The sequence below is a fragment of the Vibrio pomeroyi genome (assembly GCF_024347595.1).
In the GTDB taxonomy this organism is placed as follows: domain Bacteria; phylum Pseudomonadota; class Gammaproteobacteria; order Enterobacterales; family Vibrionaceae; genus Vibrio; species Vibrio pomeroyi.
The window spans coordinates 1,069,414-1,088,445 of record NZ_AP025506.1 but is presented as its reverse complement, the minus strand read 5'-3'; the positions used below and the strand labels follow the sequence as shown (position 1 = coordinate 1,088,445).

Here is a 19,032-nt window from a genome sequence, read left to right as displayed (position 1 = left end):
TATACCAGTAAAGAATCGGTCAATTAAGAAAGAGCGGCATAAAGCCAATCAGGGATAACAGTACAAGCAGCGATCGTCACAACCGCAAAGACCAACAAGCCGTAATGACTCGCGGTAGGCTTAGCGAACAAGTGCTTTTGCTTGGCGATAAATTCGTGTTGTTGCTGTGTCACCTCTCCCCAGAGACGGCTCACAACAACACCTAGAACTAAGAAAACCACCGTGCCAATTAAGGCAAACCAAGGCCAAGAGATGCCACTGTATTTGGCAATAAATACCACTACGACACTGCCGATACTGCCCGCTATAACGCCTTTTTCATTCGCTTGCTTGAAGAACAACCCAAGGATGAAAGAGCCAAGGCGAATACCAACAAAAATTGAAGTTAGGCTGGCAATAGTTTTAAGCACTGATTCATTAGAGACCGCCAGTAAAGCAGGCACAACAACCGAAGCGGCAGCAACGAGACTCATTTTTCTTGCCACCGATTCATAATGCGCATTGGAGGCTGTTTTACGGAAAAAGCGCTTATAGAAATCGAATGTCGCCACAGTTGCCATTGAGTTATAAGTAGAATCCAGTGTCGACATCGCTGCTGCCGACAATGCAGAAATTACAAGCCCAACAATGATTGGGTTAGTATGGTTAAACACGAAATCGAGAATCACTTCATTGCTGTTCTCAAAGCTGGTGTCTTGATAAAAGACACTTAGCAACACACCCATCACAGCAAAAAACAGATAGATGAAGAACGCGCCGTAACCACAAAGCAGCATGGATTTTTGCGCTGTCTGAACGTTTTTTGTCGCCAGTGTTCTTTGAATAATCAGTTGGTTAGTGCCATATACGCTCAGGTGTAAAAAGCTCACTGCCACTACACCCGCCCACAATGTGGTGTCGACGCCAAGATCAAAATCTAGGTTGATGATATTCAGATGCTCAGGAGACAACATCTCGCCCGCATCGATTTTCATCAGCAATAAAACAAAGATCGCAATGCTGCCAATAATCAACACTGCTGACTGAAGCATGTCTGTCCATATGACGGTTGAGATGCCCCCCGCATAGGTATACAAGGCGGTAAACAGGCTGATGTAGATGATCGCCTCGGAGATACTCACCGGCAGCACTTGCACCAAGATCAATGCCACCGCATACAAAATCACCCCCGCCGAAATACACTGAACCACAATAAACACGATGGAATTGATCGTGCGAGCAACAACGCCAAAGCGGTGCTCTAAGTATTCATAAATCGAGGTCAGGCCGAGTTTGTAGAACACTGGAACAAAGAAAACCACAGCGAAAAAGATCACTATTGGGTAATTCAGATGAACGCTCATCGCTTCCATGCCAGAGCTATAAACCCAGCCCGGCATACCCACGAACGTCATCGCACTAATGTAGGTTGCAAGAATCGACACACCCGCCGTAAACCAACCAAATTGTTTTCCACCAGTCGAAAAGTCGCCACCAACGCTATAGCGTTTGTTTACTAAGTAGCTGATAAATAAAGTAGTTAACACATAAAGAGCAATAACCACAAAACTTGAGTACGTAACCATTTTTAGATTCCGTTTATTGTATTCTTCTAATCATTCGCCGCCAATATTACTCAAAATTGGATATTTTCCCTCAAAAACCCACAGTAAGTGTGACTATTATCACTAAGATAGACGATTAAACACTCAAATCGTCCCACAAAGCACAAAAACGCAGTTAAATGAGATCAAGATCACTAAAATACACAAAATGGGTACGCACTCATTTTAAAATTGACTTTGATCACGGATCTAATAACCACAAAAATTCTATTATCTCTCCCGAAATGAAGACGGTGTGATGAAGCTAAATAATCAACACACAATAATTAAAACCAAAATCACCCTATATAAAATAAAGGTTTATCGGTCATGACCATTAAAAAACACATGAGCGAAGTTCCTATGATTCAAAGGGTAGCCGCATATCTAGCAATTCTAGTCGGCTACTTTTTCTATTGTTATAACTTTGTAATTATTGACTACGTACGCCCATACATCGTGGAAGAATATGCTGGTATTAGCCTTTCTGATACCGCTCAGTTCTACACTTGGCAGTCAGTTGGTGCCCTGATTGGTGCACTAAGCTGTGCATGGTTCGCAACAAAATTTGGTAAGAAATCCACTCTTATTGCCATCACAGCGCTAAACGGTGGTGCAACCATCATCAATATGATGTTCACCGACTACGCCACTTGGGCTGCAATGCGTTTCATCATTGGTTTATCACTGGGTGGTTACTTCACTGTAGCAGTGAGCCTAATGATCGGCCTATTCACACCGACGGTACGTGGTAAGTTGACCGCATTTGCTTCTTCAATGTTCTCTGTTGCCTTAGTAGCAATGGGCGCTTACGCAGCCTTCATTACAAGTGTTGATGCACCTTGGCAGAGCCTAATGTGGGTAGGTGGTATTCCACCGCTTGTAGCAGCAGCGTTAATGATCTTTGTATTACCAAGCGACAAAACAGTGATCGCCTACGGTGAAGAAGATCAGCAAACAACAACCAATGCAGCTGGCGAAGTAACCGAAGCTAAAAAAGGTTCTTGGGGTGAGATGTTAAGCAAGCCTTACCGCAAAATTACGATTACTTGTTTACTTCTTTCTGGTCTTAACTTCTACGGATTCCAATTCTTCGGTGGCTTTGTAACTACCTACCTGAAAGATGTTCGTATGTTTGATGGTGCAACCATCGGTTTGATCTTCTCTATCTCAGCATTTGGTTCACTCTTCGGTGCATGGTTCTGGGGATGGGCAGCAGATAAGTACGGTCGTAAGATCAACGCATTCGGCTTCATCCTCGCAGGTATCATGGTTTCTATCTTCTTTGTCGCACCTGGCGACATGGTGATTGGTGGCTTAAACATGCTGGCTCTTCTAGGCCTTATCTACAACTTCGGCCTATCTGCTTCTGCAGTATGGGGCGGTTACTTCTCTGAATTGTTCCCAGCACGCTTGCGTAGCTATGGTGCAGCTTTATTCCATGGCGGTCGTATTATCGGCATGTGGGCACCAATGGTTCTTATCTTCATCCAAGAGCGTACCGACCTACAAACAGCAATGTGGGGCTCACCAATCGTATGGATTATCGCCGGCCTACTATGGCTAACACTGCCTGAAACTCTTAAAGGTGGCGTCTTCGATAAGAGCAAAAAAGCTGAAGCAGCAAAAGCTTAATTCGACACTCATACGCTGAAGTTCAAATACGAAAAATGTAAAGCCGGCTGATAAGTCAGCCGGTAACAAAATCCAAATCGAGTCCTGTTCCGAATGTTGACTCGACAACACAAAGAGAAATTATTATGTCTAAATATCAAGAAGCTAAACGCATTGTTCGTGAATACTTCGATGCAATGGAAAACGCAACTCACGAGAACGTTGCTGAAGTTTTAAAAGCACACACTTCTGAAGATTACTTGTGGCGCGGTGTTTACCCATTCCGTGAGCAAGAAGGCGCACAAGCAGCAGCTGACGTATTCTGGGCGCCAATGATGAAGTCGATGACTCGCATGCAGCGTCGTCAAGACATCTTCATCGGTGGTAACAACGAAGTTAACCCAGATGAGATTTGGGTAATGAGCATGGGTCACTTCATGGGTCTATTCGACGCTGAATACCTAGGCATGCGCCCTACTGGCAAGATTATGAACGTTCGCTACGCAGAATTTAACTGTGTTGTTGATGGCAAAATCACTAAGACAGGCTTGTTCCTAGACCTTCTAGGCATGATGGATCAAGCGGGTTGTTACCCACTTCCACCGTCAACTGGTAAGCACTTCGTATACCCTGGCCCACGCAACCACGATGGTCTGCTATTCGAAGACGCGGCTCCAGAGGAAGGTGTTGCGACACTTGCTCTAGTAAACAAAATGGTTGATGACCTGTCTGCTCTTAACGACAGCGGTGCGATGGGTTGCCCACCAGAAGTGCTAGCGAAGAGCTGGTCAAAAGACATGATTTGGTACGGCCCATGTGGTATCGGCGCGTCTTACACAATTCCTCGTTACCAACAGCAGCACCAACTTCCTTTCCGTAACAACCTGAAAGACAAGAAGTTCAACGGCCACGTTTGTCGTTTCGCTGAAGGTAACTTCTCTTGTTTCTTCGGTTGGCCAAACCTATCAAACACACCAACAGGTGGCTTCCTAGGTATGACTGGTGGTGAAGTACGTGCAAACATGCAAGTAGTTGACGTTTACTACCGTGACGGTGACAAACTGTCTGAGAACTGGGTTCTTATCGACCTTCCTTACTGGCTACAACAGCAAGGTCTAGACGTGTTCGAACGCACTTCAACCATCATGAACCCAACGCTGTAACTGTGTCCTATTGTCTATCTAGTCCTTACCTACACTAGATAAACATGACTGTCGAGGGCTCCTTCTCGCCCTCGGCAACTTGCTCCACCCAAGATAACCAACTTGTGCCTAACGGATGGGCACACCCTGCCAAACCATTACCTATATAACGGGCTTGAAAGCACGGTGGCTTTCTACGGCTTGAATAAAGAGAATTACAATGAAAAAGTCGATTCTTTCTGCAGTGATCCTGACAGCACTTACCTCAGGTTCTGCTTTTGCTGCACACACTTTTACCAATGACGCGGGCGATAGCCTGACTCTAGATGGTCGTTTCGACGTTCGTTACCAAGACAAAGGTGGCGACCATAACGGCGAATGGAACAGCGGTAGTTCTCGTTTCGGCCTTAAAGGTCAAATGGGACTAGACAACGACTGGACTGGCTTTGGCCATGCCGAATGGGGTTACAACTCAGGTGCTAACGGCGACAATATTTACGACCGACTTCTATACGCTGGCGTAGAGCACGAAAAATACGGCAAGATTGCTGCGGGTACTAAGCAATGGTCGACCTTCTACGATGTGGCTTGGTTTACCGATATGGGCCGCGTATTTGGTTCACGTGGTTCTGGCTATTACAACCTATCTGACTGGGGTATTGCTTCTGGTACAGGCCGTGCCGAGAACTCAATCACCTACCGCAACAACATCAACGACAACTGGAAATACGGCTTCACTTACCAAACCACTCGTGAAAATGTTGGCCTAGCTGACGGTTTAACCGCAACGCTGAAAAACGGTATGGGTGCATCAACGCTTTACACTGTGATGGATGGCTTAACCATTGGTTTGGCTTACCACCAAAATGAGTTTGATGATGTTGATGCAGGCGTGCAAAACATTAAAGATGGCGATACCCAGCGCATCGGTTTGTTGGGTGTGAACTACACCAATGATGGCCTATTTGTTGGTTTCACCTACAGCCAGGGCTCAAACTGGGAAACCACCAGCCAAGCTGAATTCTACGACCACCGTGGTGCTGAATTCTTCACGTACTACCACTTTGAAAACGGTCTGCGTCCAACATTTAACGTTAACTACTTAACGGATACAGACGACAACGCTAACGGCTATGAACGTCAGCTGATCATCCCTGGCCTTGAGTACCACTTTAAGAAAAACAAATTCTTAGTGTGGACGGAATACCAATTCGACAACGGCAACGACAAGTCAGTGGGTAACCGTTACGAAAACAGCGACGACCAATTCGCTGCTGGTATTCGTTACTACTTCTAATGGCTGAATAAGGCATTAGACAAGTAAGAAATATTGAACAAAACTGTCCAACTAAAGCTCTACAATATGTTTATGCATGTACGTAGAGCTTTCTTTTGGGTCATACCCAAGGTAATACCCAACAACCTCAATTAGCCCTTATCTTTCATAACATTCTCATGCATTGCTTTTTTGAATACGTACCTATCTATGGTACTCTATAGGCCGTTAAATTGGCTTAAAAGCATGGTCTATGAACTCACCAAAACACTCCACGGCGTCAAAGCCAACCGTCACATCTAAAGATGTCGCTAAACTTGCGGGCGTTTCTCAATCAACTGTATCTCGCGTATTTGTACCGGGCAGTTCAGTGTCTGAAAAGACCAAGCAGAAAGTGTTCGATGCAGCAAAATCGTTGAATTATCGTCCCAATGCGTTTGCCCGTAGTCTGACGACAAATGAATCCAAATTGATTGGCTTAGTTTTCCCAGATGCCGACTACCCAATTCACATGAAAACCCTGCAGCTCATCTCTACTGAGTTACAAAAACAGGGCTATTCTGCGGTGCTTATCCCGTGGCAAGTCGATGGCAATGACAACCACTCGATTCCTAACATCTTCCAGTATCGAGTTGATGGTGTGATTGCCGCTTCTGCGACGTTCAATAAGTCACTTTATGAAGAGTGTGAAGAGTTCGACATCCCTATTGTTCAGTATGCTCGTGTAGTTGAAGGCACGAAGAGCAGCCATGTGGTGAGCGATAACTATGCAGCAGGCCAAGTTGCTGCTCAGCATTTACATAGCGTAGGAACAAAGTCAGCGGTTTACCTAACAGGTAACGTGCCGACTTACACCAATGGCGAACGTGAAGCGGGCTTTTGTTCAGAGTTCGAAGACCTAACAGGCAAGCAAGCTCGTGTTGTTGAAGCGGATTATGACTACCTTGATTCACTGGATACGATTCGCGCTCTGTTTTCCGAGCCAACACAGCCGCAAGCGATATTCTGTGCGACAGATAACCTCGCTATGGCGGTCATGGATGTAGCGCGCTTAGAGTTCAATCTGCGTATTCCTGAAGATCTGCAAGTAATTGGTTTTGATGATATTCCACAGACTCAGTGGTTAAACTACCAACTCACCACCTTCAAGCAAGACTTCAGACGCCTTGCCCGTGAGTCAGTGAAAATTGTCGTTAGCCAGATTCAAGAGCAAGACACTAGCTTGGTTAAATTGATGGTACCAGTGAAGTTCATAGAGCGGGAAACAACGCTAAAATAGAGCTAAAGTTAAGACGCATTCCAATTAAAAATCCCGCTCACACAGAGCGGGATTTTTTATGATATTTAACTAATTCCCCACACCACCGGTTTTCTCAGCCGGAGATTCAGGTGTTACTGGCGGCCACTCTTCGAAGGTTGCTAAGTGTTGCTGAATAGCGGCTTGAGCAGGGCCAAACGCCCACATCTTCTGTCCCATCCATTTCAAGTACATCCCAGATTCTTCAGCTGCTCGCTCGTAAGGGTCGCGGCGCAGGTTGAACAGTAGTGGTGCATTAAGCTCTTCTTTAGGACCGCTCCAACCGTGATTCTGAACCACGAAGTGCGCTTTCCAATCTCCAACTCGAACGGCTTGTAGCTTGTCTCGCTCGTAGTAGTAAATCTCTTTACGATTCGACTCGCCTTTTTCCGTTAACATATCGACTTGGTTGTAACCATCGAGGTGTGCTTTAAAACCATCGTGACCTTTCAGCATTTTCTCTTTCAAGTCTGTCGGGCCGCCCGCCGCTGCAATCAGTGTTGGTAACCAATCCATACCATCGAAGATGCCATTGCCGACACTGCCAGCTGGGATTTTGCCCGGCCAACTCACCAATGCAGGAGCACGAACACCACCTTCCCATGTTGTGCCTTTCTCACCATGGAATGGTGTCATACCGCCATCTGGCCATGTCATGATTTCAGGGCCATTATCGGCCGTGAAAATGATGATGGTGTTATCTGCAATGCCGAGTTCTTCCATTTTGGCAAGCATTTCACCAACGTGATCATCGAGATCTTTCATCACCACTTCTTGCAATCCCCACCCGTTCTGGCCAAGCATAGCTTCATACTCTTCCGAAAGGTGCGTCCAAACGTGACCTCGTGATGGGCAATACCAAGTAAAGAATGGTTTCTCCGCTTCCACCGCCCTTTCGATAAAGTTAATAGCGTGTTTGTTGACTTCATCATCCAGTGTACGCATACGCTCAATCGACAGCGCGCCATCATCCTCGATGGTTTGTCCGCCCTTACCATCCGCTCTTGAATAGATCACGTTACGAGGCGCAAATGCGTCTAACGAGCCGTCTTTTGGCCAATCCGGGTCTTCGGTGTATTCCATCGCATTCAAGTGATACAACCAACCCCAATATTCATCAAAACCGTGCATTGTCGGTAGGAATTCATCTCGGTCACCTAAGTGGTTTTTACCAAATTGCCCTGTCACATAACCCATGCTCTTGAGCATTTCTGGAAGCGTTGGGGTATCCGCACTCAAACCTACAGGGCCACCCGGTAATCCAACAGAGTGCATTCCTGTTCGTACTGGTAACTGCCCAGTTAAGAAGGCGGAACGACCCGCGGTACACGAAGGTTGAGCGTAGTAATCGGTAAGTAACATGCCCTTCTCGGCAATGCTGTCGATATTCGGTGTTTCACTGCTCATCACGCCATTATGATAGGCACTCAGGTTTGAGATCCCCACATCATCAGTGAAGATAACAAAGATATTTGGCTGCTCTTGATCTGACCATGCTGATAGCGAAAAGCTACTCAACACACTCAGGATAAGAAGATGGAAAATCCTTTTCATAAAATGTCCTTATACTGTTTCAGATTGCTCGTTATGAATCATTTTTAAACCGACTAAACCAAAGCCAAGTTCCAAGATCAGATAGACGAAAAGTAGCCAATGCGGCATGCCATCCAATACCAAGCTGATGACTCGGCCCGCAGCTAAACCCAACATGAAGACCACCAAGCTATACAACGCAGGCAGTCGATACTTTTTGATCAATGCGCCACCGATCCAAAACAGAGCCAACGCCAAATAAAGCCCCATCACAGCGCGAAATATATGTGTCACGTTAATCGGACTCGCATCGATCCCGAAAAGGTAATTCATAGAAATAGCCGGTGCAAAGCCGTACGACAATGCAATGGGTGTTAAACCCAGAACCGCGACTAACAAGAAAATACTTTGTGGCTTCATATCCTTACTCTCAAAATTTGGCTCTTTAAAAAAAACATAGTCTACAATCAGAGATATACAAGTTGCATATAGGCAAAGTGACTCAAAGATCTAACCATTCATTAAGGCGCTGTTTCACATCGAATATAGGGATATCAATATGGCTAAGTGGCATTACCTAATCGCACCAATGTTAGTTGTCAGTTCAACCGTTACTGCTCAAGAAGCAAGCTCAGAAACGAGCATGAAAAAATGGCAGCACAGCATTGAGATCTATGCTCAAGCTCTGAATATTCGTGGTGACACCACCATTGGAAACCTATCCGGCGAAGTCGATGTTGACCCAGCATTCATCATGGATAATTTCGATATGGGCGCAATGCTTCGCCTTGAAGGGATTTATGATAATCAATGGGGTTACTACCTTGATTACAGCTTTATGGATTTAAGTGCTAAGTCCAACTCGGTCATAGGTAATGCAGAGATCCTCAATGGTAAACTTGAGATCAGGCAAGGCGTGTTAGAGGTAAAAGGGTTCAAACGTTATCAATACGATATTGGTAATATTGATTACATGGTCGGATTACGCTGGTGGGACAACGATATTGATTCGAAGCTCTATACAAGCAACGGAACAACTTTGAATTCAAGGTCTTTGGAGGAAGATTGGATTGATTACCTTATCGGGGTTCGTTGGACCAAAGCACTCCACAAAAATTGGATGGTACACACTAGCCTAGACATAGGACTTGGCAGCGATACTGACTTTACCAGCTCTTTATTAACTGGGGTTCGCTATCAAATCAACGATTGGTCAGATTTAAACATCGCGTACAAATCCACTTGGGTTGATTACGAAAACAAAGGCACTTTTGAATATGACACCGCATCACAAGGTTTCTTAGTAGGTTGGGCTGCTCATTTTTAATCCAACGTATTCGGCTGATTGATGAAGCTCTCACGCTAGGTTTCGCATGAGACGTTTAATACTTATTAAAATGTTGCCTCGACAGATTTAAGTCCCAGCGATAGCTCAATCGCTGGGACTCATTGCAACCAATGTGAACTATTCCATTCAACAGAGAAAAACACCTATAAATCAAACACAAACACTCACCAAAGCACCAGTCACAGATCTAAAAAAATATCTTTTTTGAACTAAAAAAACAATCTTCAGATTTTGATTAATTTAATCTTTATTGAATATCTCACACAGCATTCGAACAGTGTTTTTTATTTTCAGAATGTCGCTAGAATTCTCTCCCGAAATATACAAACTTCGGAGAATAATATGAAAAAACTACGCTTAGCGGTGCTTATAGCGATTGCCGCTATGACAACTAACTCAGCTTTTGCATCCAATGAAATGTATGTATTGGGTGGTGCAGGTGTGGATAGCGGCGACATTGGCGCTCAGTTCACACTAGGTAGCCAGATTGTACAAAGTAACTGGTATATTGAATCGACATTACTGGTTATCAGTACAGATTATAAACATACTCAATCTTACGACGATACTTGGCGACGTACAGAAGAAGAGTTTGATTCTTTGATCGTGTCATTAGCACCTATGTATAAGCACAGCTTCAACGAAAACTTCTCTATTTACGGTAAAGCGGGGGCTCTCTACACATACTCAAAGACCAAATTGGTGTTCAGCTCTAATAATAGTTATGACGTTCACAAAGGATCACATGATGACTTAGGTCTAACCTACGGTATAGGGGCTGAATACAAGTCATTAAAACCGGTATTTGGTCACTCTAAATTTGTCACTCGAGCGAGCTTTGACTGGTATGAATTTGGTGGGACTACTGGTCGGAACCTTCCTGAATCGGTTCTGGGTATACAAGCTGGCTTAACCTTTTAAGCGTTATAATACCATTAAGATAAGTAAGCCTTGTGCTAAACAGGGCTTATTTAACGACACACTCTTTCTTCATGATCGTTAGACCAGCATCGAGAGTTTCCGCCCACGCTTGTTCAACTTGATCATTATAGTGTGGGTCATATTTCTTGACGGTATTCAGTAATGAGTGAAACCACTCGTTGAGCTCTTGTTCAGAAATGTCCATCCCGAGATCTTTGTGTTGCTTACCAAGCCTTTTTACAGAGCTCCGCACACTGGGTAAACCAGAAGAGTTATAAATCAGGATGATTGAGGCCTTGAGCATCTTAGTTTGTTGCTCTAGTCCTATGTTTTCAAAACGCTCTGAAAACCTAGGATTATGCTCACAGAAATCAGCCAAGAATGTTTCTAAGAATTCTTGGTCGATTCTGCAACGCTCAAAGCTCTCATAAAACAATTCGTTTGGTGTCATCTAGCCAATCCTTTGCAATGGTTCGTTCGCACTGAACAACCGAGATGACTTAATTATACGCCACTGTGGCATAAAATGAACTATGCCTTAAACCGAACTGAGGCATAACGTGAACTGAGGATTAAGGAGAGCTAAGGCATAAAGTGAGTTGCACAGATCTTGTTTCCATCAGGATCTCGCAAATAAGCCATGTAAAGTCGGCGCTCGTCAGAACCTCTCGCACCCGGGCCATTTTCAATGCTCGTGCCACCATTTTCTACGCCAACACGATGCCATTCGTCCACTAGCTCAGGGGAAGATGCTAGGAAGCCGATCGTCATACCATTGCCGTGCGTTGCAGGCTGACCATCAATCGGTTTGGTTAAACCTAATACACCAGTTTGGCTCACGTAAATGCAGCGACCTTTAGGGTCGACAGAACCTTCGCTGTAGCCAAGCACCTTCATGATTGGGTCATAGAAAGACTTCGCGCGTTCAATATCTTCGGTTCCAAGAAAAACATGGCTGAACATAACTAACCTCTTCTTATAGTGAAAGAACATCCTAAACTAGACCCTTAGTTCCGGTTTGTCTAGAGGCGCATCTACTACAACTGCTGCTTCATCCATTGAGCAAAAACCTGGAACTTGGTGCGTTGTTCCATCCCTTTTGGGCACACCAAATCATAGCCCTTGCCAGATTCAATACTCATCAATGGAGCCACTAACAGCCCCTGCTCTATTTGCGGTTTCATGAACTCTAAACGCCCTAATGCGACGCCCATCGACAATATTGCAGCATCCATTGCTAGGCGGTTATCACTGTAGTAATCGCACATTAGCGTGCAATCGACATCACTTTGCTCTTCAGCTAACCAACGTTGCCAAGAGGTTACATCTCCACTATGAATAAATTGCACACCCGCTAATTGTTGGGAGCCCTTCTCAAGGTTAAACCTCTTGGCATATTCAGGACTACACACAGGCGTTCTAACTCCGGAAAATAACCGCTCACTATAGTGATTAGGATAGTGGCCTTCGCTATAGAAAATTGCCACATCATAAGGTTCAAACTGGAAATCAGATTGGTTCTGTTTGGTTTGCAATTTCAGGCTTAAGCCTGGGTAGAGTTTTCTAAACTCAGGCAGTCGTGGCATCAACCAAGAAGATGCAAAATAAGGAGAGGTTGCGATATAGAGCTCACCACTCAGCTCGCCCGTTTGAATATCCATCAGCTCAGAGAATATCGATTCAAAAGAGACATTAAGCATAGATAGAACTCTTTGCCCTTCCGGTGTGAGTTCCAGCTTGCGAGTTTTGCGCACGAATAAGCTGAATTTCAGCTGCTGCTCCAACTTTTTAATACGATGACTGACGCCACCCTGAGTTAAAAACAGCTCATCAGCAGCTACAGTAAAACTCAAATGTTTGGCAGCGACACTGAATGTGTGCAGCAATGACAGCGTTTGTTGTCTGTTCTCAAACAACCCCATGGATTACCCTTACTAATTCATATATAGCCGATACTGGTTTGTCGGCTTAGTTACTCATCATATAGATTAAATCACGTAATCTAAAAATATAATGGTGAAGAACATGAAACAAGAACATAAATTGAAAGTCGCCGTGATTGGTGGTGGTTCAAGTTACACCCCAGAGCTAGTTGAAGGCTTGTTAAAACGTCATCACGAACTGCCTATCTCGGATCTTTGGTTAGTTGATATCGAAGCTGGATTAGAAAAAGCACAGGTGATTGCGGATCTAACTGAGCGCATGATCAATAAAGCCAACTGTCAAATCAAAGTGCATCTCACCACTGACCGAAAATTAGCTTTGAAAGACGCGGATTTCGTCTGTTCACAATTCAGGGCGGGTCGAATGGAAGCAAGATTACGTGACGAGAGGATTGCTCTGAAGTATCGCATGATAGGACAAGAGACCAACGGTTTAGGTGGTTTTTCGAACGCCTGCCGCACTATCCCCATTGCATTAGAAATCGCAAAAGAGATGGAAACACTGTGCCCTAATGCATGGCTACTTAATTTTACCAACCCATCAGGCATGGTCACTGAAGCGTTGGTTAAGCACTCAACCATCAAAACTGTCGGCTTGTGTAATGTGCCAGTGAACATGGAGCGCGGCGCAGCCAAAATGCTTGGTGCCAAACGTGAAGATATGACGATGCAAATTGCGGGCTTAAACCACTTAGTATGGGCTCGTAAAGTGCTTCATGAAGGCCAAGATAAACTTGGCGAGCTGATCGAAGAGCTTATTGCGGGAAATGATCAAATGATGCCGAAAAACATCCCACCTTTCGAGTGGGACGGTGAGTTGATTCACTCACTTAACATCGTTCCGTGTGCTTACCTACGTTATTACTACCAATCACGAGATATTCTAGACAAAGAGTTTGCAGCTTCAGAGAGCAAAACTAACCGTGCCGACCTAGTAGCTGAAGTTGAAAAACAGCTGCTTGAGATCTATCAAGATCCAATGCTAGATACCAAACCTCAATTGTTAGAAGAGCGTGGTGGCGCATACTACTCTGAAGCAGCTTGTGAGTTGATGAGCAGTATTCACAACAACAAACGTTCTATCATGCACGTCAACACGCGCAACAATGGTGCGATTCAAGGATTACCTGATGACTGTGCGGTAGAAGTAAGTTCGGTGATCACCAGCAGTGCGATCCTGCCACTAAACGTCGAACCTTTTGATAGCGACACGCTGCGCTTGATTCAACAAATGAAAGAGTTTGAAACCTTAACCGTTAAAGCGGCCATGACCGGAGATATTGCGTTAGCCAAGCGCGCTTTGATTCTAAACCCTATTGTCGATTCAGGCTCGCACATCGATGAGGCTTTACTAGAAACGATTCGTGAGAACTTAGACTTCATGCCTGCGTTTGCTCACCGACTCGCTCAAAGTGAGCAATAACCCAGCCCATATTAGCTCAGTTTACGCTGGGCTAATCTAAGTCGCTTAGTCCAACATAGCCAAAAGAGTCTAACCATGAAACTGATACTAAACGCCGATGATTTCGGCCTCACAGAAAGCGTGAACCTTGGCATCATCGACTGCTTTAAAGCGGGTATGGTCAAATCCACCACCATCATGATGAACCAACCAGGCACACAACATGCCATCGAACTGTACCACAAGGGTCTGGTTCCTGAAGTGGGGCTGCATTTTACGGTCACCGCAGGGAAACCACTGACGTCGCCAGAGCTGGTTCCGAGCTTGGTCGACGAACACGGCAACTTCTTTAGCAACGTGACCCTGTTCGATAAATCAGATGTGAATGAAGATGAAGTAATACTCGAACTCAACGCACAATACCAAGCAGCTATCGATGCGGGTTTAAAGATTAATCATATCGATAGCCATCACTTCGGTGGCGTCTTTCAACCTCTTAAAGCTGCGTTTGCTCGAGCTGCCAATAACATCGGCCTGCCCGTGAGACGAATCGACAATATTGTGAGCGGGCAAGATTCACTTTTAGTGCCAACGCCAGATGCGTTTGATATGCGATTTTTTGATGACGGGGTTTCACTAACCGGTTTACAAGATTTGCTGTTGAGCCACCAATCCATGATGCCTAACGGCACAGTCGAGTTAATGTGCCATCCCGCGATGTTTGCCAGTGACGAACTGAGATCACTGTCTAGCTATCTTACTAAGCGAGTGGAAGAACACGCCTTACTAACTGCCCCAGCCTTGCGACAGTGGCTCTCTGACAATGGTATTGAATGTATTGGATTCGATCACCTTTAAGCTAAGGTTTTAATCTAGGCTAATCAACAATACGCTGAGCGCCCTGCCCTTGGTCATGCAGAATATCTTCTGGGTTTAATAGATGGCACTTTTGCATGCTCAAACAGCCGCAGCCAATACAACCGGTAAGGTTCTCTTGTAGCGAGCGGATCTGTGCCATCTTGCTGTCGAGTTGTCCTTGCCATTTCTTCGCCACTCGCTCCCAATCACGCTTGGTTGCGGTGTGGTTCATCGGCAAACTAGACAACTCTTCGGTGATCTCTTCAAGCGTAAAGCCTATCGATTGGGCGACTTGAATCAAAGCGATTCGACGCAGCATTGCAGATTGGTAGCGGCGCTGATTACCATTGGTTCGAATAGAGGCAATTAACCCTTTGGTTTCGTAAAAACGCAGCGCTGAAGGTGCCACGCCGCTGCGCTCCGAGAGTTGACCAATCGTTAAATACACGATGTTTTTCATGTTGTTACTTCCCTTTTCGAATATCCAATACGTGCTCTAATTTCTGCAATCCAATACACTTAAGAGCACTATACAAAGCTCAGCATATAAAACAGCAGAGTTCACTTTAACTTTAGGTCTAGATCTGAATTTAGGTAAATCTCTCACCGAGGATTGATAACTGATATCTACAATGATCGATTATGGCTTCGCGGTACGATTACCATACATCTCATCAAAACCCGCAATACCCTGCTCCCAAATTGGCAGTTCTTCCCCGACTATCGATTTTAAAGTATCAATAAACAACTTGGTTTTTATCGGCGCGTCTCGATGAGGGTAAACCGCATAAAAGGTACCAAAATCATCCAATGCCAAATGCGTCATGATAGGCACTAACTCGCCCTTTGATATTTCATCAGTAATCATTTGTGCCGTGACCACCGCCAAGGTGTTGCCTGTTAGCGCACTCTTGGGAATCATCTCCACATCATTCACCTTATAGGTCGCATTAAGCTGAAAATGCTGTGTATTGCCCTTATCATCGCGGTAAGAGAATTTGTCTATCACCAAGCCCGGTGCGGCATAAATGGTGGCAGGCAATGATTCTAGTTTTTCTATGGTGTTAATAGCCCCATGCTTTTCAATGAACTCAGGTGACGCGACAATCAAGAGTCGGCTTCTCGCTATCTTGCGACTGATTAAGCTAGAGTTTTTAGGCTTACCAATACGAAAACCAATATCAAACCCTTCTTTGACCATATCAACGATGCGATCTTCGAGTCTCAGTTCAAAATCCACATCCGGATACTGTTTCTGAAACACTGATATTGCCTGCTGAACATATTGCCTGCCAAACATGGTAGAGCTGGTAATTCTTAACAGACCTCTAGGCTCGGAATGATAATTCTGTGCCAAGCGTTGTGTGTCGTTGAGCAAGGCTCGCAATTGATGGGCTTGGTTGACCATTTCGTTGCCTGCTGCCGTGAGCGACAAAGAACGAGTGGTTCTGTTCAACAGTCGAACATCGAGTTCTTCTTCAAGACGACTGATCTGTTTAGAGATGACAGATCGGTCAACGTTCCTCTGCTCCGCGACTTTGACAAACGAACCTAACTCAACCACTTCTAGCAGCAATAATAAACGACTTGATGTATCCATAACGACCTTTGTTGCATTTAGAGCACCAATTAAGTGCCAATATGACTATTTTTCTCATCTTATTGCAAATTTATAGTAGCTGCACATAACGGAGACAATATTCAGTCCCAAATTATTAGAGGAAACAAAGATGACACTACTATCAATTACTAATCAAAATGGCATTGCTACTGTATCAATCAACAATCCACCAGTGAACGTATTAACTTTCGATTTAATTAATGAAATCAATGAGTTTGTTCTATCTCTAAAAGATGACCGTGATACTAAAGTGGTGGTATTCAAATCACTGCATGCTGAGTTCTTCCTAGCTCATTTAGATCTTAATGTGATCAACGGCACTCAGGGTGGACAGGCTGGCTCAATCGAATTCAACCACATGATTGAAAACATCAAAGCGATGAAACAAGTGTCTGTCGCTGTTGTTGATGGTGTTGCTCGTGGGGGCGGTAATGAATTTGTGATGGCGTGTGACTTAGCTTATGGCACTGAAAACTCGGCGTTCGCACAACCAGAAATTCATGTAAACATCCCAACAGGTGGTCAAGGTGCGGTGCAGTTTGCAAGACGCATGGGCAAAAACAAAGCACTACAAGCCCTGTTGCTAGGTAACGATTTTACGGCGCAACAAGCTGAAAGCCGCAATATCATTACTCAGTTCGTGCCAAAAGCAGAGCTTGAAGATTTCTTAGCGGCAACGCTAGGTGTGATCAGCCAATTAGAAGTACGTGACATCGTGATGTACAAAGAGATCATCGCTACCTCAATCAAAGATGAGCAAGCGGGTGCAGAGCTAGAATTGCGTTACTTCTTAGAGCGTGCAAAAGAGCAAAAAACAGCAGCCATCATTGCAGCATTCCTAAAGCACGGTGGTCAAACTGAGCGCGAAGCAAAAGACATTCAAGGTATCTTCGTTGATACCGCCGCTGAGTTATCAAACTAATACAGCACCTAAGGCAGCCATGACGTTATGGCTGCCTCTTCATTTATGATCTACCCGCCCACGGCATGAAGCGAATGAACTGAGTGTACAAAAGCTACTTAACCGATCTTTTTCATGATCATCTTAAGATTGTCGATCATCTCTAGGTTAGTCATCTCGCCCGTTTCCATATCGAAGTTATCGTAGAAGCTCGGAACAGACATCGATCCTTTTACATCGGCATCGAAGTAAGGCGCAGAGTTAACCGCAGAAGATAACACCGACGTCGCACCACCAGGGCCCGGAGAGGTAGCCAGCATTACCACAGGTTTGCCTTGGTACACTTTCATATCGATGCGCGATGCCCAATCAAATACGTTTTTAAAGGCCGCTGTGTATGAGCCGTTGTATTCCGCAAAGGAGATGACGACCGCATCTGACTCTCCAATCTTCTCGAAGAAGCGTTGAGCGTGTTGATGAACACCTGAATCTTGCTCTCTTTTCTCGCTGTAAATTGGCATCTCGAAATCATTAAGGTCGAGCACCTCGACTTGTGCGCCTTCGACTAAACCTGCTGTGTACGCTGCAAGTTGTTGGTTAATTGATGTTGTACTGTTGGTCGCACCAATCGCTAATACTTTCATTATTTATCCTCAAATTTGGTTAGAAACATTTCTTTAAAAGTGAAAAAGGTACGTTGAGTGTGAGCCCAAAGTAAGTTTGTAAGGCTGCAAAGTAAGACGCCTCGTCCTCTAATGACCACTCTTCGGTAATGCCGTTTTTGGTCACTTTGATGGTTTGGTTGAGTAGCGTGACAATCCCATCTTCAATAGGCAGCGCTGCAATACAGTTCGATGTAAAAATCGATTTCGGGCTGTTAGAGGTAAAGAAGTTACTCGACTCTAAATCGTTCGCACACACGTGAGTCATGTCTAGGCTGTATACCTTCATCCACTCTTCGCCCTGCTTAATTTGCAGTAGCAAGCCGTATAGCTCGTCTTCTACGAAGCGGAAGGTTTGTAAGTCATTAGATTGTTCCAGAGCGGTTTCTAGCAGCAATGGAGCTCGAGGTGTAAAGGTGCCAAAGCCCGCATCCACCAACCACTGCTTGTCATCGATGGTCACCATGGTGACTCGATGGCTGCGCCCTGTCGGCTCGCCGACTAGGTGCACTCGGCCAAGTAAACTTCTTGCTTCAAAGCCCAAATGGGTGAGCACGTTCAACAACAGTCCATTTAACTCTTGGCAGTAACCGCCTCGTTGATTTACCACCAGCTTTTGATGCAGTGCCTCTGCTGAAAGCTGAATAGGTTGACCATTAATCACATCAAAGTTTTCAAACGGGATACTTCTGTGTTGATTTTGATGAATCGCCTTTAGGCTTTCGATTGTGGTGTTGCTTGGCTGAGATAAGCCGATTCTTGAAAAATACTCGGTGATCTGACGCTGCTCCATACCTAACCCCTGATTCGTTTTCATCACCTAATGACTGACGTCTTCCAAGCTTACAATACTCAAAAATGACAAGGTGATTGTTTATGTTTTTCGATTGGGGAGGATGATAAAACCTCAAGTTAACTTGAGGTAAAGCGA

At 44.8% G+C, this 19,032-nt stretch carries 19 protein-coding genes; 9 read left to right on the top strand and 10 right to left on the bottom strand.

Going from position 1 to position 19,032, the window contains the following annotated elements:
* Positions 1-23: 23 nt before the first annotated feature.
* Positions 24-1,565 carry a sodium:solute symporter family transporter gene (locus OCV12_RS04885; protein WP_261885484.1) on the bottom strand — a complete coding sequence of 514 codons (1,542 nt, stop codon included), beginning with the start codon at positions 1,563-1,565 and terminating at the stop codon, positions 24-26.
* 348 nt (positions 1,566-1,913) lie between these two features.
* On the opposite strand from OCV12_RS04885, the gene OCV12_RS04880 reads away from it, so the two are divergent.
* From OCV12_RS04880 to OCV12_RS04865, 4 genes are all read left to right on the top strand, one after another.
* Positions 1,914-3,218: an MFS transporter gene (locus OCV12_RS04880; protein WP_210445343.1), complete on the top strand. Its 1,305-nt coding sequence runs from the start codon at positions 1,914-1,916 to the stop codon at positions 3,216-3,218.
* Between the two features lie 125 nt (positions 3,219-3,343).
* Entirely contained in the window at positions 3,344-4,360 is a 1,017-nt protein-coding gene (locus tag OCV12_RS04875; RefSeq protein ID WP_048616719.1) for a nuclear transport factor 2 family protein, read from the top strand.
* Positions 4,361-4,559: 199 nt separating this feature from the next.
* Positions 4,560-5,636, top strand: coding sequence for a porin (locus OCV12_RS04870; RefSeq protein ID WP_261885483.1), 1,077 nt, complete (start codon positions 4,560-4,562; stop codon positions 5,634-5,636).
* A gap of 232 nt (positions 5,637-5,868) precedes the next feature.
* Positions 5,869-6,894, top strand: a complete 1,026-nt coding sequence (locus tag OCV12_RS04865; protein WP_261885482.1) for a LacI family DNA-binding transcriptional regulator — start codon at positions 5,869-5,871, stop codon at positions 6,892-6,894.
* Positions 6,895-6,963: 69 nt separating this feature from the next.
* Here OCV12_RS04865 and OCV12_RS04860 read toward each other — a convergent pair whose 3' ends face one another.
* Positions 6,964-8,466 (bottom strand): arylsulfatase, encoded by a 1,503-nt coding sequence (locus tag OCV12_RS04860; protein ID WP_261885481.1) that lies wholly within the window; start codon positions 8,464-8,466, stop codon positions 6,964-6,966.
* 9 nt (positions 8,467-8,475) lie between these two features.
* On the bottom strand, positions 8,476-8,865 hold the full coding sequence (locus OCV12_RS04855) for a DUF4345 domain-containing protein (RefSeq protein WP_261885480.1): 390 nt from the start codon (positions 8,863-8,865) through the stop codon (positions 8,476-8,478).
* A gap of 139 nt (positions 8,866-9,004) precedes the next feature.
* On the opposite strand from OCV12_RS04855, the gene OCV12_RS04850 reads away from it, so the two are divergent.
* Positions 9,005-9,772 (top strand): hypothetical protein, encoded by a 768-nt coding sequence (locus OCV12_RS04850; RefSeq protein ID WP_261885479.1) that lies wholly within the window; start codon positions 9,005-9,007, stop codon positions 9,770-9,772.
* Positions 9,773-10,135: 363 nt separating this feature from the next.
* Positions 10,136-10,714 carry an outer membrane protein gene (locus tag OCV12_RS04845; RefSeq protein WP_261885478.1) on the top strand — a complete coding sequence of 193 codons (579 nt, stop codon included), beginning with the start codon at positions 10,136-10,138 and terminating at the stop codon, positions 10,712-10,714.
* 46 nt (positions 10,715-10,760) lie between these two features.
* Here the strand turns inward: OCV12_RS04845 and OCV12_RS04840 are convergent, their stop codons facing one another.
* The 3 genes from OCV12_RS04840 to OCV12_RS04830 all read right to left on the bottom strand — a co-directional run bounded on the left by OCV12_RS04840 (position 10,761) and on the right by OCV12_RS04830 (position 12,636).
* On the bottom strand, positions 10,761-11,165 hold the full coding sequence (locus OCV12_RS04840) for a globin (RefSeq protein WP_261885477.1): 405 nt from the start codon (positions 11,163-11,165) through the stop codon (positions 10,761-10,763).
* A gap of 131 nt (positions 11,166-11,296) precedes the next feature.
* The gene (locus OCV12_RS04835) at positions 11,297-11,677 is read right to left on the bottom strand and encodes a VOC family protein (RefSeq protein ID WP_239847104.1); all 381 of its coding nucleotides are present in this window, start codon (positions 11,675-11,677) and stop codon (positions 11,297-11,299) included.
* A gap of 74 nt (positions 11,678-11,751) precedes the next feature.
* Positions 11,752-12,636: a LysR substrate-binding domain-containing protein gene (locus OCV12_RS04830; RefSeq protein WP_261885476.1), complete on the bottom strand. Its 885-nt coding sequence runs from the start codon at positions 12,634-12,636 to the stop codon at positions 11,752-11,754.
* 103 nt (positions 12,637-12,739) lie between these two features.
* Here OCV12_RS04830 and OCV12_RS04825 point away from each other — a divergent pair, with 103 nt between their 5' ends.
* Together OCV12_RS04825 and OCV12_RS04820 are read left to right on the top strand one after the other, a co-directional pair.
* Positions 12,740-14,080 (top strand): 6-phospho-beta-glucosidase, encoded by a 1,341-nt coding sequence (locus OCV12_RS04825; protein ID WP_261885475.1) that lies wholly within the window; start codon positions 12,740-12,742, stop codon positions 14,078-14,080.
* 75 nt (positions 14,081-14,155) lie between these two features.
* The gene (locus tag OCV12_RS04820; protein ID WP_261885474.1) at positions 14,156-14,917 is read left to right on the top strand and encodes a carbohydrate deacetylase; all 762 of its coding nucleotides are present in this window, start codon (positions 14,156-14,158) and stop codon (positions 14,915-14,917) included.
* A 19-nt stretch (positions 14,918-14,936) separates the two neighbouring features.
* On the opposite strand, the gene soxR is transcribed toward OCV12_RS04820, so the two are convergent.
* Positions 14,937-15,377 carry a redox-sensitive transcriptional activator SoxR gene (soxR, locus tag OCV12_RS04815; protein WP_008220909.1) on the bottom strand — a complete coding sequence of 147 codons (441 nt, stop codon included), beginning with the start codon at positions 15,375-15,377 and terminating at the stop codon, positions 14,937-14,939.
* 180 nt (positions 15,378-15,557) lie between these two features.
* The gene (locus OCV12_RS04810) at positions 15,558-16,517 is read right to left on the bottom strand and encodes a LysR family transcriptional regulator (protein WP_261885473.1); all 960 of its coding nucleotides are present in this window, start codon (positions 16,515-16,517) and stop codon (positions 15,558-15,560) included.
* 130 nt (positions 16,518-16,647) lie between these two features.
* Here OCV12_RS04810 and OCV12_RS04805 point away from each other — a divergent pair, with 130 nt between their 5' ends.
* Positions 16,648-17,460 (top strand): enoyl-CoA hydratase/isomerase family protein, encoded by an 813-nt coding sequence (locus OCV12_RS04805; protein ID WP_261885472.1) that lies wholly within the window; start codon positions 16,648-16,650, stop codon positions 17,458-17,460.
* 98 nt (positions 17,461-17,558) lie between these two features.
* Here OCV12_RS04805 and OCV12_RS04800 read toward each other — a convergent pair whose 3' ends face one another.
* Entirely contained in the window at positions 17,559-18,083 is a 525-nt protein-coding gene (locus OCV12_RS04800) for an NADPH-dependent FMN reductase (RefSeq protein WP_261885471.1), read from the bottom strand.
* A 19-nt stretch (positions 18,084-18,102) separates the two neighbouring features.
* Positions 18,103-18,894, bottom strand: a complete 792-nt coding sequence (locus tag OCV12_RS04795) for an arylamine N-acetyltransferase family protein (RefSeq protein ID WP_261885927.1) — start codon at positions 18,892-18,894, stop codon at positions 18,103-18,105.
* Positions 18,895-19,032: the final 138 nt, after the last annotated feature.

Coding starts and splice junctions, on each gene's coding strand:
- OCV12_RS04885 (WP_261885484.1), bottom strand. CDS start 1,565: ATGGTTACGTACTCAAGTTTTGTGGTTATTGCTCTTTATGTGTTAACT.
- OCV12_RS04880 (WP_210445343.1), top strand. CDS start 1,914: ATGACCATTAAAAAACACATGAGCGAAGTTCCTATGATTCAAAGGGTA.
- OCV12_RS04875 (WP_048616719.1), top strand. CDS start 3,344: ATGTCTAAATATCAAGAAGCTAAACGCATTGTTCGTGAATACTTCGAT.
- OCV12_RS04870 (WP_261885483.1), top strand. CDS start 4,560: ATGAAAAAGTCGATTCTTTCTGCAGTGATCCTGACAGCACTTACCTCA.
- OCV12_RS04865 (WP_261885482.1), top strand. CDS start 5,869: ATGAACTCACCAAAACACTCCACGGCGTCAAAGCCAACCGTCACATCT.
- OCV12_RS04860 (WP_261885481.1), bottom strand. CDS start 8,466: ATGAAAAGGATTTTCCATCTTCTTATCCTGAGTGTGTTGAGTAGCTTT.
- OCV12_RS04855 (WP_261885480.1), bottom strand. CDS start 8,865: ATGAAGCCACAAAGTATTTTCTTGTTAGTCGCGGTTCTGGGTTTAACA.
- OCV12_RS04850 (WP_261885479.1), top strand. CDS start 9,005: ATGGCTAAGTGGCATTACCTAATCGCACCAATGTTAGTTGTCAGTTCA.
- OCV12_RS04845 (WP_261885478.1), top strand. CDS start 10,136: ATGAAAAAACTACGCTTAGCGGTGCTTATAGCGATTGCCGCTATGACA.
- OCV12_RS04840 (WP_261885477.1), bottom strand. CDS start 11,165: ATGACACCAAACGAATTGTTTTATGAGAGCTTTGAGCGTTGCAGAATC.
- OCV12_RS04835 (WP_239847104.1), bottom strand. CDS start 11,677: ATGTTCAGCCATGTTTTTCTTGGAACCGAAGATATTGAACGCGCGAAG.
- OCV12_RS04830 (WP_261885476.1), bottom strand. CDS start 12,636: ATGGGGTTGTTTGAGAACAGACAACAAACGCTGTCATTGCTGCACACA.
- OCV12_RS04825 (WP_261885475.1), top strand. CDS start 12,740: ATGAAACAAGAACATAAATTGAAAGTCGCCGTGATTGGTGGTGGTTCA.
- OCV12_RS04820 (WP_261885474.1), top strand. CDS start 14,156: ATGAAACTGATACTAAACGCCGATGATTTCGGCCTCACAGAAAGCGTG.
- soxR (WP_008220909.1), bottom strand. CDS start 15,377: ATGAAAAACATCGTGTATTTAACGATTGGTCAACTCTCGGAGCGCAGC.
- OCV12_RS04810 (WP_261885473.1), bottom strand. CDS start 16,517: ATGGATACATCAAGTCGTTTATTATTGCTGCTAGAAGTGGTTGAGTTA.
- OCV12_RS04805 (WP_261885472.1), top strand. CDS start 16,648: ATGACACTACTATCAATTACTAATCAAAATGGCATTGCTACTGTATCA.
- OCV12_RS04800 (WP_261885471.1), bottom strand. CDS start 18,083: ATGAAAGTATTAGCGATTGGTGCGACCAACAGTACAACATCAATTAAC.
- OCV12_RS04795 (WP_261885927.1), bottom strand. CDS start 18,894: ATGGAGCAGCGTCAGATCACCGAGTATTTTTCAAGAATCGGCTTATCT.